Here is a 15,063-nt window from a genome sequence, read left to right as displayed (position 1 = left end):
AATAATCGGCTAAATAAAAAACGATCATCGAACCCACTCCGAAAATGTCTTTATCTCAGCAATGGTCAATAAAATCAAGGATTTTGAAAAAGGTAAAATAGAAAAAGCTGACATTTCTGCCAGCTTGTCCCGTTTGGCTCCCCGACCTGGACTCGAACCAGGGACCTACTGATTAACAGTCAGTCGCTCTAACCGGCTGAGCTATCGGGGAAGGAGATCCCGGTCTTGATCCGGAATTTCAAAAAGTGGTGCAAAATTAAAGATTAATTTCGAATTAGCAATACCTTTGCCGCAAAAAGCTACAGGCTACAAGTGATGATACAACAATAAATATCTTTAGACTAAAAGCTTGTGGCTTGCAGCTTATAGCAAATAAACCCAATGCCAAAGGTTCTCGGTATCGGCAACGCCCTCGTCGACATCATCATCACCCTGGAAGATGATCACTTGCTGAAAGAATTTAAGCTTCCCAAAGGAAGCATGCAACTGGTCGACAGGGGATTCTCCGACCATATCCTCAACGAAACCGGTTCGCTCCGGAAAACCATCGCCTCAGGGGGCTCCTGTGCAAATACCATCCACGGTCTGGCCAGCCTCGGTGTGGAAACCGGATTCATCGGAAAAATATCCCACGACGAGTTCGGCACATTCTTCCTGGATGACCTGCGATCAAAAAAGATCCGGCCATTCCTGTTCTTCAGCCAAACCGAAACCGGACGGGCCATCTCCCTGGTGAGCCCCGACAAAGAACGGACGTTTGCCACTTTTCTCGGTGCCGCAATGGATCTGACTCCGGATAACCTGGTCCCGAACCTTTTCAACGGATACGATATTGTCCACTTCGAGGGCTATCTCGTCCAAAACCACGCCCTGCTCCTGAAAGCGATGGAACTGGCCAGACAAAACCAGATGAAGATTTCGCTCGACCTTGCCAGTTATAACGTCGTGGAAGAAAACCATGATTTCCTTATCAGCGTGGTCAACGACTATGTGGACATACTGTTTGCCAATGAAGACGAAGCAAAGGCCTTCACAGGACTGCTTCCGCAGGATGCCCTGGACAAAATGGCACAGGGGTGCGATGTGGCCGTGGTAAAAATGGGAAAACTTGGCTCCTGGATCCGGTGTTCCGATGAAGTTATCCCCATCCAGCCCAACCGGGTCGACATCCGGGACACGACCGGCGCCGGAGACCTCTACGCCGCCGGATTCCTGTTCGGCTTTGTCAACCGCCTGCCGCTCGAAAAATGCGGCCAGATCGCCGCCTACCTCGCCTCAAAAGTCATCGAAACCGAAGGCGCAAAGATTCCGGAAAATAAATGGAAGGAGATACGGAAAACCGTGGAAGGGATGTGAAACATTTATCCCTTCTCTTTGTTTTTTTATTCCCGCCTTTTTCATAATTTTGCAGCCTTTTGAAAATCAAGTAATCAAATCATCAATCTGTTTTTTGCAATGAAAGTCTATCAAACCAATGAAATCAGGAACATCGCCATCATAGGTGGAGCAAAATCCGGGAAAACTACCCTGGCTGAAGATATGCTTTTCGAAGGCCAGAAGATCAACCGAAGGGGTAGCATCGAGGACAGGAATACAGTATCGGATTATCGTGAAATTGAACTGGAGAGACAAAATTCGGTCTTTGCCACCGTGCTTTTCACGGAATACAACGGGAAAAAGATCAATATCCTGGACACGCCCGGTTTTGATGATTTCGTTGGCGAGGTGGTCACCTCCCTTGTCCCCGCAGATACCGCCATCATGGTGGTGAATGCGCAAACGGGTGTGGAAGTTGGAACGGTCGTGACCTGGAAATGGGCCGAGAAGTTCAGCAAACCGGTCATCCTGGCCATCAACCACCTGGAACACGAGAATTCCAATTTCGATGAAACCGTTGCACAGCTTAAACAACGCTATGGCGGAGGGATCACGGTCTGCCAGTACCCGCTGCATCCGGGTCATGAATTCAACTCGGTGATCGACCTGCTGAAAATGAAACTGCTCAAATTCAAAGATGGCGGGGGACAACCTGAAATCCTTGACATTCCCGACAGTGAAAAAGCAAAAGCGGAAGAACTGCAGGGCAAACTGATCGAAGATCTGGCTTCCAGCGACGAATCCCTGATGGAAACTTTCTTCGAAAACGGAACCCTGACAGAAGAAGAGATGCAAAAAGGTCTTCAGATCGGACTAAAAAACAGAGGCATCTTCCCGGTTTTCTGCATCAATGCCAAGCACAACATGGGCGTGGAGCGCCTGCTGGATTTCATTTCACTGAATGTCCCGGCCCCCAACGAGATCCATCAGGTGAAAACCAAAGACAAAAAGACACTCACCTGTAATCCGGGTGACCCCGCAAGCGCATTTATTTTTAAAACCGTTATCGAACCCCATCTCGGTGAGGTTTCGTTCTTTAAGGTCTACAGCGGTGAGATCACAGAAGCCATGGATATGGTGAATGCCAATACAAACACCAAGGAACGGCTCTCCCAGCTGTTTGCCTTCCAGGGGAAAAACAGGGAAAAAGTGGATAAGCTGATGGCCGGCGATATTGGCGCCACCATCAAACTTAAAAATACACCCACGAACACAACGCTCAACTCTCCCCAGAATGCCGACGATATCATTAAACCGATCACCCTTCCCGATCCCAAGTTCAGAACGGCAGTCAAGGCCAAAAATTCGGCAGACGACGAAAAGCTGGGTGTGGCGCTGAATGAGTTAAAGAAGGTGGATCTCACGCTGAAGGGCGGTTATTACAAGGAACTGAGACAGCTCATCATGGAAGGACAGGGAGAACTTCATCTGAACATCGTTAAATGGCATCTTGAGAACCAGTATAAGATCCCGATCAACTTCATGGCGCCCAAAATCCCCTACAGGGAGACGATTACCAAAGTGGCGCAGGCCGCCTATCAGCATAAGAAACAATCTGGAGGCGCTGGGCAGTTCGGGGAGATCAGCATCGTGATCGAACCACACACCGAAGGAATGCCTGAACCATCCAAATATAAAGTCAGGCAAACCATGCGTAAATCTTCGGTCACCCCGCTTTCCATTCAGAAAGGAGATACCGAAGTAGCTGTCACGGTCAGGGGAAAGGACGAAATTCCGCTTGACTGGGGAGGCAAACTGGTATTCTACAACTGCATCGTTGGAGGTGCAATCGATGCGCGATTCCTGCCTGCCGTGCTCAAAGGTGTCATGGAACGCATGGAAGAAGGCCCGCTGACAGGATCCTATGCCCGCGACATCCGCGTGTGTGTCTATGACGGGAAAATGCATCCTGTCGACTCGAATGAAATCTCGTTCAAGCTGGCGGGAAAAGCTTCGTTCAGCATGGCCTTCAAGGAAGCCGGCCCCAAGATCCTCGAACCCGTTTACGATGTGGAGGTCATTGTCCCCGAAGATAAGATGGGTAACGTAATGACCGACCTCCAGGGCCGCCGCGCCGTCATCATGGGGATGGAACACGGAACCATCCGCGCCCGCGTGCCCCTGGCAGAAATGCTCCGCTACTCAACAGCCCTGAGCTCCCTGACCAGCGGCTGGGCGACGTACAACATGAAATTTGCGGAGTACGCTCCCGTACCCACCGATATCCAGGAAAAACTGCTGAAGGAATACGAAGAACAGGCGAAAGAGGAAGAGTGAAAGATATCTGATGAACGATTAATCGATATTTGATTTCTGATTGAATTTTTGATTTTTGCTCTTTATAATTTGATCTTAAATACAAAGAGCAATGAGCCTTGAATAATCCTCCTCGGATAATTTATGATAATTCCCGCCTACCTGGTTATGGATCATCACCTGAAGGATCTCCTTCTTTTTATCCGGTCCGATGCCCACCTGCGACAGCCTGACCGGGCAGCCAAGCGAAGTGAAGAACGCTTCAAGCTCAGCAATGGTTGCCTCCGGCGTGGCCACACCAAACACTTTCTTGCCTAAAAAGGCAATCCTGTCGGGAATCCGATCCTTGTGAAGCTTTAACCAGGCAGGAAAACCGATCGTCAGGGTGGCACCGTGGGGTATGTCGTACAGTAACGACAGCACATGCCCGATGGCATGGACGCCCCAGTCGCCTGCATTCTTCCGGCCGTTCATGGTCATGATCTTATTCAGGGCCGCCGTGGCAGCATACATGATCCGCGCCCGAAGATCGTAGTCATCCAGATGATCCAGCAACGACGGACCATATTCAATGGCCTCCTGCAGGATCGAAAATACAAACCGGTCCGACAGCGACGCATCTCCGTCATCAAAATACGCCTCCAGGCAATGGGCCATCAGGTCAGCAATGCCATAGGCCGTATAGTTCCTGGGAACAGAATACGTATAGGCCGGATCCAGAAAGGAATGACGGGGATACATCAAATCAACACCCCCGCCCAGCTTCTGCCGTTTGGCGTGATTCTGCACCACGGCAAACGGATTCATCTCTGTCCCGGTAGCTGCCAGGGTCAAAACAGCGATCAGGGGAACCGCCGTCACCGGCTTATAGCGTTTCGCATAAAAATCCCAGCCTGATCCGCTGTACGGGATCGTGATCGAGATCACTTTGCCGGAATCAATCACGCTTCCCCCGCCCACGGCCACAATGACATCCACCCGATGCTCCCTTCCCGCTGCGGCTGCCGCATCCACATCCTCAATAACGGGATTGGGACGGATGCCACCATACTTCCATACTGTCGCACCTACGGTGCTCAACTGATCCATAACCTGATCATAGATTCCATTTCGGGTAATGGATCCACCACCGTAAACCAATAAAACTTTGCTTCCGAACTCATTGACTGCTTTGCCCAATCCTTTGATCACCCCTTTTCCGAAATGCAGTTTTGTCGGATTATAGATTACGAAATTTTCCATAGAGATTTTGAATTTTGTGATTTAGATTTTTTCTGGTGCCTGGATTTTGGGATTTGCTATGACCCCACTTCCTAAACACTTTCCCTTCCTTACATCGTAAACAACTCCGAACTGGCCCGGTGCCACACCGGCAATCCTGGTCTCCGGTTCGATCCTGTACCACTCTCCCTCCTTCCATAACCGGCCCCGGGTAAATTCGGGTGTATGCCGGATCTTGAAGGTGATCTCAGCACCATCACCGGGTTCCTTAAAAGGATCCTCCGTGATGAAAAGAAAATCTTCCAGAAACACCTCTGTACTGTACTGGGAATCAGGATCGTATCCTTTCGAAACGTACAGGATGTTCTCGTCCGTGTCCTTTCCCACCACGAACCAGGGTCCCTGGCTCAGTCCGAGCCCTTTGCGCTGCCCGATGGTATGAAACCAGTATCCGCTGTGATGTCCAAGGATCCGGCCGGTTTCCAGTTCCACGATGGCGCCCTTCCGCTCACCGGTAAACTGCCGGATGAACTGGTTGTAATTGATCTTGCCCAGAAAACAGATGCCCTGGCTGTCGCGCCGGCTGGCACTGGGCAAATGCAACCTCGCAGCCATTTCCCTGACCTCTCTCTTCAGCATTCCCGACAGAGGAAACATAGCTTTGGATAATTGCTGGTAGGTGATCCTGCCCAGGAAATAGGTCTGGTCCTTTACCTGGTCCTTTGCCGTATGCAGCCAGTACAGTCCATCCTCCAGGATGACATCCGCATAGTGTCCCGTAGCGATCTTATCAAAGTCCTTCCCATAGCGGTCTTCAAAACTTCCGAACTTGATGAACCGGTTGCACATCACGTCAGGGTTCGGTGTCAGGCCTTTCTTTACCGCTGAAACGGTATACTGCACCACCCTGTCCCAGTACTCCCGGTGCAGATCGGCGATCTCGAACCGGCATCCATATTTCCGCGCTATCCAGGTTACGATCTCGATATCCTCTTCCGAAGGGCAGTCCATGAATCCGGGCTTGTCCTCCATACCGATCCGGATATAGAAAATCACCGGATCATATCCCTGTTCTTTCAGCATTGGAATGATCACCGAGCTGTCGACGCCTCCGGATACAAGTGCTGCAATGGTCATGGTGAAAGTATATGACCTCACCCCCTTGCGGGAGAGGTATCAAATTGCAAAAATAAACAGAAAACATGGCTCTCTGACGAGTCTGATCACCCCTTCCTCAGGGTGAACGAAAAGGTGGATCCCACACCGGGTGCACTCCTTACATTGACGACCTGGGTATGTGATTCAATGATGTGCTTGACAATGGCTAGTCCGAGACCTGAACCGCCGATGCTCCTGGAACGGCTTTTATCGATCCTGTAGAATCGCTCGAAGAGTCTGGGCAGATGACGGGCCTCGATGCCAATCCCATTGTCCGAAACTTCAACCAGGATGTTGTCGTCCATGTCATAATAGCTCACCTTGGTCCTTCCGCCGTCTTTTCCGTATTTTATTGAATTGTCAAGCAGGTTCATCAGAACGTGTGATATCTTTTCCCTGTCTGCGGTCACAAAGATCTCTGTTTCCCTTGTGACGCCATCCTGGAACGTAAAATGAACTCCGCCCTGTCTTGCTTTCTCCTCCAGAAGCTCAAAGGCTTCCCAGGTCAGCGCCACAATATTGAACCGCGAGAAGTCCAGTTTCACTTCCCCTGTTTCAAGCTGTGAAATGATCTCCAGGTCTTCAATGATGTTGATCATCCGTTCGATGTTTTTTTCGGCCTTCCGGAGATAGGACCGGTTGACTTCCGGATCGTCAAGTGCCCCATCCAGCAGGGTCAGAATATATCCCTGAATGCTAAAGATGGGTGTTTTCAGCTCGTGGGAGACATTTCCCATGAATTCCCGGCGGTAAACCTCCTGGTTCCTTAGAAAATCAAGCTCCTCCTTTCTTTTCAACGACCATTCCCTCACCTCCTGGTTGACTTTGTCGATGTGGTCCTCCGTCAGGTTAACCTTGATGCCTTTTTCTTCCCTGGTAAGCTTGAGGTTATGGATCGTTTTGTATACGAGCTTGATCCGGTCATGGATGGTGATCTTCAGAATGGAATGAAAAACAGCAAAGGCAGTAAGAAAAACAGCTGCCCCGGAAATAACAAACAGAATCCAGTCAAAATGCCTGGCGATTAAAAGTGAAACGGTTACGTAAACAATGCCATAACCCAACAGAACGGAAGCAGAACCGAGAAGAAGATGATGATATGGCCTGGATGACTTCATCCCTGATCATTCCTCATACTTGTAACCCACGCCCTTGATGGTCACAATGTTGGGGGAACATAGTTTTTCACGGATTTTTCTGATATAGACATCAATGGTCCGCTCTCCCACCAGCACGTCATTTCCCCAGACCTTGTTGTAGATTTCATCCCTTGTAAAGACACGGTTTGGCCTCGACACCAGCAGGCTTAGCACTTCAAACTCCTTCTTCGGCAAAACAAATGGCTGTCCCTTGTAAAACACCTTGTACTTCTCAAGGTCAATCACCATCTCCCCGGTCCCGATAACGGAGGATTTCCTGTCGCCTGGTTCGAGCCTTCTGAGCAACGCTGCAATTTTATTGATCAGCAGCCGCGGCTTAATGGGCTTGGTGATATAATCATCCGCACCGGCTTCATATCCGGCAATCTGGGAATAATCTTCGTTACGGGCGGTGAAGTAGGTGATCAGCGTATTTTTCAGATCAGGGTTTTCGCGTAATTTTTCGCAGGTTTCGATCCCGTCCATCCCCGGCATCATAATATCCAGGATGATCAATCCGGGCTGATGCTGAGCGGCCAGCCTGATCGCCTCGGGACCGTTTGTGGCGGTAATTACCTGGTATCCTTCCTTTCGGAGATTATAACCGATAAACTCCAGGATATCTTCTTCGTCGTCAACAATGAGAATGGTGATGTCTTCTTTGTTCATGTGTGAAGTAATCACTGGTATGTTATCCGGGTTGCAAGCCCCGGTGATTTTGCCTATTTAATGATTCCTTTTCTGTATTTCTCACCGATCACCTTCAGCATGTCATCCGTCATCGCTTCCAGGTTCCATTTCGGGTTCCATCCCCACTCCTGGCGGGCAGCAGTATCGTCCATTTTATTGGGCCAGGATTCGGCAATGCTTTGCTTGACAGGATCAACATCGTATGCGATCGTCATTTCCGGGATCCGTTTTTTGATGGCATTGAAGATGATCTCCGGATCGAAGCTCATGGCGGTCACGTTGAAGGCGTTACGATGGATCAGTTTTGCCGGGTCAGCCTCCATGAGCTGTATGGTGGCGTCGAGTGCATCGGGCATGTACATCATGTCGAGAAACGTCCCCTTTTTCAGAGGGCAGGTAAATTTCTTCTCTTTGATGGCAGCATAATAGATCTCCACGGCGTAGTCGGTGGTTCCCCCGCCCGGAAGCGTCAGGTTGGAGATGATGCCCGGAAAACGCAGCCCCCTGGTATCCACGCCAAAACGTTTGAAGTAATAATCGCTCAGCAGCTCTCCTGCCACTTTCGTCACCCCGTACATGGTTCCCGGGCGCTGGACCGTATCCTGGGGTGTATTGTCCAGCGGTGTCGTCGGGCCGAAGGCTCCGATCGAACTCGGGAAAAACACCGCACATCCATTCTCCCTGGCCACCTCCAGTACATTGTAAACGCCATTGACACCCACGTTCCAGGCGGCCTGTGGTTTCTGCTCTGCCACAGCCGATAACAGCGCAGCAAGATTGAAAATGGTATCGATCCTGTACTTGTTCACCACTTCCGCTATGCGCTCAGGCTCAGTGGCATCCACCCGTTCCAGCGGACCTGATTCTGCCAGTTCGGCCGAAGGCTTCGTGCTTCGCCATCCCGCAACCACATGGTCGTTTCCGTAGATTTCCCTCAAACGCATGGTCAGCTCAGATCCGATCTGTCCAACCGAACCAATGATCAATATTCGCCTCATATTAAAATAAATTTATTTGTTATTTTATTAACAGAAGCGCAAAGATACTACTTTTATCATACCGTAAAAATAGCTCAGATAAGTACGTTCCCGAAGTCCGCAAATTCATATCAAAATTCAGATATAATCCCAAAATATGAGTGTACTGACCATACGCCAGGTACAATCCGAATCAGACAGACGCACGTTCGTGAAGTTTCCGTTTCAGCTGTACCGCAACAATCCTTTCTGGGTACCGCCACTGATAGCGGATGAGATCAGGACGTTACAAAAAGAACATAATCCGGCCTTCGAATTTTGCGACGCCGCTTTCTGGCTGGCCATGCGCGACGGTCAATGCGTGGGGCGTCTTGGCGCACTCATCCATCACCTGCATAATGAAAAGACCGGTGAAGATGCCGGACGGTTTACCCGTGCTGAGTTCATTGATGACCGGGAAGTTACCGATCTACTCTTCCATACGGCTGAAAAATGGCTGAAGGATAAAGGAATGAACAAGGTCTACGGACCGCTGGGATTCACCAACCTCGACATGCAGGGTATGCTGGTGGAGGGATTTGATCATCTGCCTTCCGTTGCCTCGGTCTATCACCTGCCTTATTATCAGGAACACCTCGAGCGGCTGGGCTACCGGAAACACATCGACTGGGTCGAGTTCAGGCTCAGGGTTGTGGAAACTCCCGAAAAGGCCCGACGGCTGGCCGAAGTCATCAAAACACGGCAGAATCTTACGGTCCAGAGCCTGAGATCGAAAAAGGATATGCTGCGGGCCGGATTGCAGATATTCGATGTGCTGAATGTCGCTTTCGCAGAATTATTCAGCGTTGTGCCACTGAACGACAAGATGAAACGGTATTACATCAACAAATACCTGAACGTACTGAATCCCAGGTTCATCAAAATCATCCTGGACAAGGATAAAAACATGCTTGGATTCATCATTTCCGTGCCTTCACTTTCCGAGGCCATGCAGAAGGCTAACGGGAAACTGTTTCCTTTCGGCTTCTTGCATCTGCGGAAAGCTTTTAAAAATCCGGAAGTGGCCGATCTGTTCCTGACTGCGATCGACCCCAAATACCAGAAAATGGGATTATCGGCGTTGCTCATCAATGAATTGCAGGCAATCCTTTTGGAAAACGGGGTAAAGTATGCCGAGACCACCGGCATACTTGAAACCAACCACGATGCCATCCAGCACTGGAAAAACTATGACCATATCCAGCACAAGCGGAAACGTTGTTATATTAAACCGCTGTAATGACACCAGAAGCAAAAAATTGTATCTTTGCGCACTGTTAGCGAATTCACAGTAAAACATTAAAACATAAGCGTATGTACGGAAAAATGAAGGAGTATCTCCGTGAAGAACTGGCAAAAATTGAAGATGCCGGCTTATATAAGCATGAACGGATCATTGAAAGCGAACAGGGTGCGGAAATCGTCGTCAAGGGCAAAAAGTGCCTGAACTTCTGTGCCAACAACTACCTGGGCCTCTCCTCCCATCCGGAGGTGGTCAAAGCTGCCCATTCCGGTATTGAGAGCAGGGGATATGGATTGTCTTCTGTTCGTTTCATTTGTGGAACCCAGGATATTCACAAGGAGCTGGAACGGAAAGTCTCTGAGTTTCTTGGGATGGAAGACACGATTCTTTTTTCCTCCTGCTTTGATGCCAACGGGGCTGTATTCGAACCGCTGCTGGGTGAGCAGGATGCGATCATTACGGATGCGCTGAACCATGCTTCCATCATCGACGGGATCAGGCTTTGCAAGGCACAGCGCTGGATTTACAAGCACAGCAATATGCGCGATGTGGAAGAAGAGGATCCGGCCACCGGTAAAATGGCCAAGGGGCTGGAGCGTTGCCTGAAGGAGTCGCAGAGCTGCCGTTTCCGCCTGATCGCCACCGACGGCGCCTTCAGCATGGACGGGGATGTGGCCCGCCTGAAAGAGATCTGCGATCTGGCTGAAAAATACGACGCACTGGTCATGGTCGACGACAGCCATTGCTCCGGATTCATGGGAAAAACCGGCCGCGGCACCCACGAGTACCACGGGGTCATGGGACGGGTCGACATCATCACCACGACGTTCGGAAAAGCGCTCGGAGGAGCATCCGGCGGTTGCATCTCCAGCAGCAAGGAAATCATTTCCTGGATGCGCAACAAGGCACGCCCGTACCTGTTCTCCAATACCGTCGCCCCATCGGTGGTACGCGGTACGATCCAGGTGCTGGATATGCTTTCTTCCACAACCACCCTGCGCGATAAACTGGAAGCCAATACCATCTATTTCCGGAAGAAAATGACCGAAGCCGGGTTCGACATTATCCCCGGCGAACACCCCATCGTCCCGATCATGTTCGGCAAATACCCCGACAGCGCCAAGCTGGCCGTGACCTTTGCCAGTAAAATGCTCGACGAGGGGATCTATGTGGTGGCGTTCTCCTTCCCGGTGGTCCCCAGGGGAAAGGACCGGATCCGGGTCCAGATCTCAGCCGGCCACGAGATTGCACACATCGACAAGGCCATTGCAGCGTTTGTGAAGGTGGGGAAAGAACTGGGGATGATATAAGATTAACCGATTAACCGATTAACCGATTAACCGATATTTGATTTTGGATTTGATTTTGGATTTGATTTTGGATTTAAATCAAATATCAGATATCGGTTAATCGGTTAATCTTATATCATTTTTGTTGGTTTTTATAAGCGGTCTGGATTGTTCTGACAAAAATTGAAATCAGTTCATTCGTTTCCCTGATTGTTTTTATCAGAAATTCTTCATTTGAGCATATCCGGATTCTTTTAATGATTCTTAATGCGATATGCGTTTCTCGTAGCTCCTTCAAGAGTATTTTGATTTTATGGATAAAATCCTTGCTCGACTCTGCACTAAGAGCTTCACCATAATTTAAAGCTACCGAAGCGGATGAACGGATGATCTGATCCTTATAGTAATATCCTTCGTTTTCCTTTGGCAATAGTTTTGCAACCTGATATACCGATGCGGCAAAATCAACCAGTCTTTCCTCCAATTCCTGTCGTGTCATCATCACATTTTATTGGTTAATCCTCCAATGCCCCTAAACGTACCACCAATAATTCATTTTTTTATAAACCCAAATCATTCAATCATCCCTCCCAAATAAATCAGATATCAACTATCGGTTAATCGTTTATCAGATATCTTCTTATTTTTGCACCTATGGAAACCAAGCTTTATCTCTACAACACGCTCTCCCGCCGCAAGGAGCTCTTCATCCCGCAAAATCCTCCGTGTGTCGGGATGTATGTCTGCGGGCCGACGGTTTACGGCGACGCACACCTGGGCCACTCCCGCCCTGCCATCACCTTCGACCTGGTCTACCGCTACCTGCTCCACCTGGGGTATAAGGTCCGGTATGTGCGGAACATTACGGATGTCGGACACCTGGAGCATGACCTGGATGAAGGCGAGGATAAGATCGCCAAAAAGGCGCGGCTCGAACAGCTTGAACCGATGGAGGTCGCACAGCACTATGTGAACTGTTACCATCACAACATGGAACAGCTGAACACGCTTCCTCCGAGCATCGAGCCCGTGGCATCCGGGCACATCATCGACCAGATCAAGACCATCGAACAGATCCTGAAGAACGGATTTGCCTATGTGGTCAACGGTTCGGTATATTTCGACATTCAGGCCTACAGCAAAAAACATAACTACGGAAAATTGTCGGGCAGGAGGATCAGTGACCTGATCACGGATACCAGGGAGCTGGAGGGGCAGGGAGAGAAGCGGTTCCCGGCCGACTTTGCCCTGTGGAAAAAAGCCAGTCCCGAACACATCATGCGCTGGCCGTCACCCTGGAGCGACGGATTCCCGGGCTGGCACCTGGAGTGCTCCGTGATGGGAGCCAAATACCTCGGGATCCCCTTCGATATCCACGGAGGCGGAATGGACCTGATCTTCCCCCACCACGAATCAGAAATCGCCCAAAGCGTGGCCGCCTACGGACAGGAACATGTCAGGATCTGGCTGCATAACAACATGGTGACCCTCAACGGTCAGAAAATGGGCAAATCACTGGGAAATGCCATCAGCCTCGACGACGTATTCACCGGTAACCATCCCCTGCTGGCACAGCCCTACTCACCCATGACCATCCGTTTTTTCGTCCTGCAAGCCCATTACCGCAGTACCCTCGACTTCTCCAACGAGGCCCTCCAGGCAGCAGGAAAGGGACTGAAACGGCTTTTTGCAGGCCTGGATGCGCTTGAAAAAATCAAATCCTCGGAGCACTCCTCCGTGAAAGTCAGGGAATGGGAAGAAAAATGCTATGAAGCCATGAACGATGACTTCAACAGCCCCGTGCTCATTGCTCAGCTGTATGAAGGACTGCACACCGTCAACCTGATCGGTACAGGTGCCGAAACCATTTCCGGGGAAGACCTTGCACACCTTACGAACAGCTTCCATACCTTCATCTTTGATGTACTTGGCTTAAGACGCGAGGAGCAGGAACAGCAATCCGGACTGGTCAACGAACTGATGGATACCCTGCTCCGGCTCAGGGCAAAGGCACGCGAAAAAAAGGACTGGGCGCTGGCCGACCTGATCCGTGATGAACTGGTACGACTAAAAATCAATGTAAAAGACACGAAGGACGGTGCGGAGTGGGAGCAGATATCAGATTAACCGATTAACCGATATCGGATATCTGATTTAAATCCCAAAATCACTGGTATGAACCCCAGGGCAAGCCCTGGGGAATTTATCCATTTACCCCTCCCCCGTCCCCTCACCTGCTGGCAGGGGAGGGGTGCAGGGAAGGGGTACATCAAATCCCAAATCAAATATCGGTTAATCGGTTAATCGGTTAATCGGTTAATCTGATATTATTTTGTTTTAACCAGAAAATAGTTCTTTTTCCCTTTCTGCACCAGGATATACCGGTTGTTCAGAAGACACCTGCCGTCGATGATGTACTCCTCGGTTGCTTTTTCTTTGTTGACGGAAACGGCATTTTCCTTCAGGGTCCGGCGGGCTTCTCCTTTGGAAGGAAAGATCCCGGTTTGTTCGGTCAGGAACTCCACGATACCGATACCTTCTTCCAGAACCTGCCGGCTGATCTCCGACTGCGGAACTCCCTCAAAAACAGCAAGTAACATTTCCTCCGAAAGGTGCAGGAGCATATCGGTAGTTCCCTGTCCAAACAAAATAGCCGACGCCTCCACCACCATTTCGTAGTCCTCTACGGAATGGACCCGGATGGTCACGTCTTTGGCCAGTGCTTTTTGCAGGATCCGCAAATGAGGAGCCTGCTGATGCTGCTGGATCAGAAGGTCGATCTCTTCCCGCGACAACAGGGTGAATAATTTGATAAAACGGGTGGCATCCTCATCCGGGAGGTTAAGCCAGTACTGGTAAAACAGATAGGGCGATGTTTTTGCAGGATCCAGCCAGATATTCCCGCCTTCGCTTTTTCCGAACTTACTTCCGTCGGATCTGGTGACCAGTGGACAGGTCAGTGCAAACGCTTCCGCTTCCTTACCCTCCAGATCAAAATACATCCGGCGTATCAACTCGGTACCGGTCACAATGTTCCCCCATTGGTCCGAACCGCCCATCTGAAGTTTGCAGTTCATATTCCTGTAAAGCCAGTAGAAATCATAGCCCTGCACAAGCTGATAGCTGAATTCGGTAAACGACATTCCGGATTCCAGCCGCTTCTTCACCGATTCCTTCGAAAGCATATAATTCACCGTAATGTGCTTACCGACATCGCGGATGAAACCCAAAAAGGTATAATCACGGAACCAGTCGAAATTATTGACGATTTCCGCTTTATTTTCTCCCGTTTGAAAGTCGAGAAACTTCATCAGCTGTTTCTTCTGGGCATTCAGGTTGAAGGTGATCTGCTCCGCGGAAAGGAGCTTGCGTTCTTCCGTTTTCCCGGAGGGATCTCCGACCATTCCGGTAGCACCCCCCACCAGGACGACCGGTTTATGGCCGCACCGCTGAAAATGCAACAGCAGCATGATGGGCAATAAATTGCCGATATGAAGCGAATCGGCAGTCGGATCAAAGCCGATATACGCAGAGGTCATCCCTTTGATCAATTGTTCTTCCGTTCCGGGCATCAGATCGTGGATCATGCCCCTCCAGCGGAGTTCCTCAATAAAGTTCATAGACTGGTTTTTGGCGCAAAAATAGGAAGAATTGGTTAAGCTGCAAGATGCAAG

The 15,063-nt window shown here is 49.9% G+C and carries 12 protein-coding genes and 1 tRNA gene; 5 read left to right on the top strand and 8 right to left on the bottom strand.

The features are described 5' to 3' along the window. Positions 1-134: 134 nt before the first annotated feature. Positions 135-211, bottom strand: a tRNA-Asn gene (locus PKI34_05050). 170 nt (positions 212-381) lie between these two features. Between PKI34_05050 and PKI34_05045 the strand changes: the two genes are divergently transcribed. Both PKI34_05045 and PKI34_05040 read left to right on the top strand, forming a co-directional pair. Then, positions 382-1,356: an adenosine kinase gene (locus tag PKI34_05045; GenBank protein ID HNS17172.1), complete on the top strand. Its 975-nt coding sequence runs from the start codon at positions 382-384 to the stop codon at positions 1,354-1,356. A 99-nt stretch (positions 1,357-1,455) separates the two neighbouring features. Continuing rightward, complete coding sequence (locus PKI34_05040; protein ID HNS17171.1) at positions 1,456-3,654, top strand: elongation factor G; 2,199 nt, start codon at positions 1,456-1,458, stop codon at positions 3,652-3,654. 75 nt (positions 3,655-3,729) lie between these two features. Here the strand turns inward: PKI34_05040 and PKI34_05035 are convergent, their stop codons facing one another. From PKI34_05035 to PKI34_05015, 5 genes are all read right to left on the bottom strand, one after another. Then, positions 3,730-4,875, bottom strand: a complete 1,146-nt coding sequence (locus PKI34_05035) for an iron-containing alcohol dehydrogenase (GenBank protein HNS17170.1) — start codon at positions 4,873-4,875, stop codon at positions 3,730-3,732. 21 nt (positions 4,876-4,896) lie between these two features. After that, a complete protein-coding gene (mnmA, locus tag PKI34_05030) occupies positions 4,897-5,991 on the bottom strand; it encodes a tRNA 2-thiouridine(34) synthase MnmA (protein HNS17169.1) in 1,095 nt (364 codons plus the stop codon). A gap of 86 nt (positions 5,992-6,077) precedes the next feature. Beyond that, the gene (locus tag PKI34_05025) at positions 6,078-7,130 is read right to left on the bottom strand and encodes an ATP-binding protein (GenBank protein HNS17168.1); all 1,053 of its coding nucleotides are present in this window, start codon (positions 7,128-7,130) and stop codon (positions 6,078-6,080) included. A gap of 6 nt (positions 7,131-7,136) precedes the next feature. Next, positions 7,137-7,820, bottom strand: coding sequence for a response regulator transcription factor (locus PKI34_05020; protein ID HNS17167.1), 684 nt, complete (start codon positions 7,818-7,820; stop codon positions 7,137-7,139). 53 nt (positions 7,821-7,873) lie between these two features. Further along, positions 7,874-8,839, bottom strand: a complete 966-nt coding sequence (locus tag PKI34_05015; protein ID HNS17166.1) for an NAD-dependent epimerase/dehydratase family protein — start codon at positions 8,837-8,839, stop codon at positions 7,874-7,876. Positions 8,840-8,975: 136 nt separating this feature from the next. Between PKI34_05015 and PKI34_05010 the strand changes: the two genes are divergently transcribed. Beyond that, entirely contained in the window at positions 8,976-10,097 is a 1,122-nt protein-coding gene (locus PKI34_05010; protein ID HNS17165.1) for a GNAT family N-acetyltransferase, read from the top strand. Positions 10,098-10,171: 74 nt separating this feature from the next. After that, complete coding sequence (locus PKI34_05005) at positions 10,172-11,410, top strand: glycine C-acetyltransferase (protein HNS17164.1); 1,239 nt, start codon at positions 10,172-10,174, stop codon at positions 11,408-11,410. A gap of 115 nt (positions 11,411-11,525) precedes the next feature. On the opposite strand, the gene PKI34_05000 is transcribed toward PKI34_05005, so the two are convergent. Then, the gene (locus tag PKI34_05000; protein ID HNS17163.1) at positions 11,526-11,891 is read right to left on the bottom strand and encodes a four helix bundle protein; all 366 of its coding nucleotides are present in this window, start codon (positions 11,889-11,891) and stop codon (positions 11,526-11,528) included. A 152-nt stretch (positions 11,892-12,043) separates the two neighbouring features. On the opposite strand from PKI34_05000, the gene cysS reads away from it, so the two are divergent. After that, complete coding sequence (gene cysS / locus PKI34_04995; protein ID HNS17162.1) at positions 12,044-13,516, top strand: cysteine--tRNA ligase; 1,473 nt, start codon at positions 12,044-12,046, stop codon at positions 13,514-13,516. 200 nt (positions 13,517-13,716) lie between these two features. Here cysS and tyrS read toward each other — a convergent pair whose 3' ends face one another. Further along, a complete protein-coding gene (gene tyrS, locus PKI34_04990; GenBank protein ID HNS17161.1) occupies positions 13,717-15,009 on the bottom strand; it encodes a tyrosine--tRNA ligase in 1,293 nt (430 codons plus the stop codon). Positions 15,010-15,063: the final 54 nt, after the last annotated feature.

The organism is Bacteroidales bacterium (genome assembly GCA_035342335.1).
Taxonomy (GTDB): domain Bacteria; phylum Bacteroidota; class Bacteroidia; order Bacteroidales; family JAGONC01; genus JAGONC01.
Note: the sequence above shows the minus strand (reverse complement) of the source record. Positions and strands in the feature narration are given on the sequence as shown.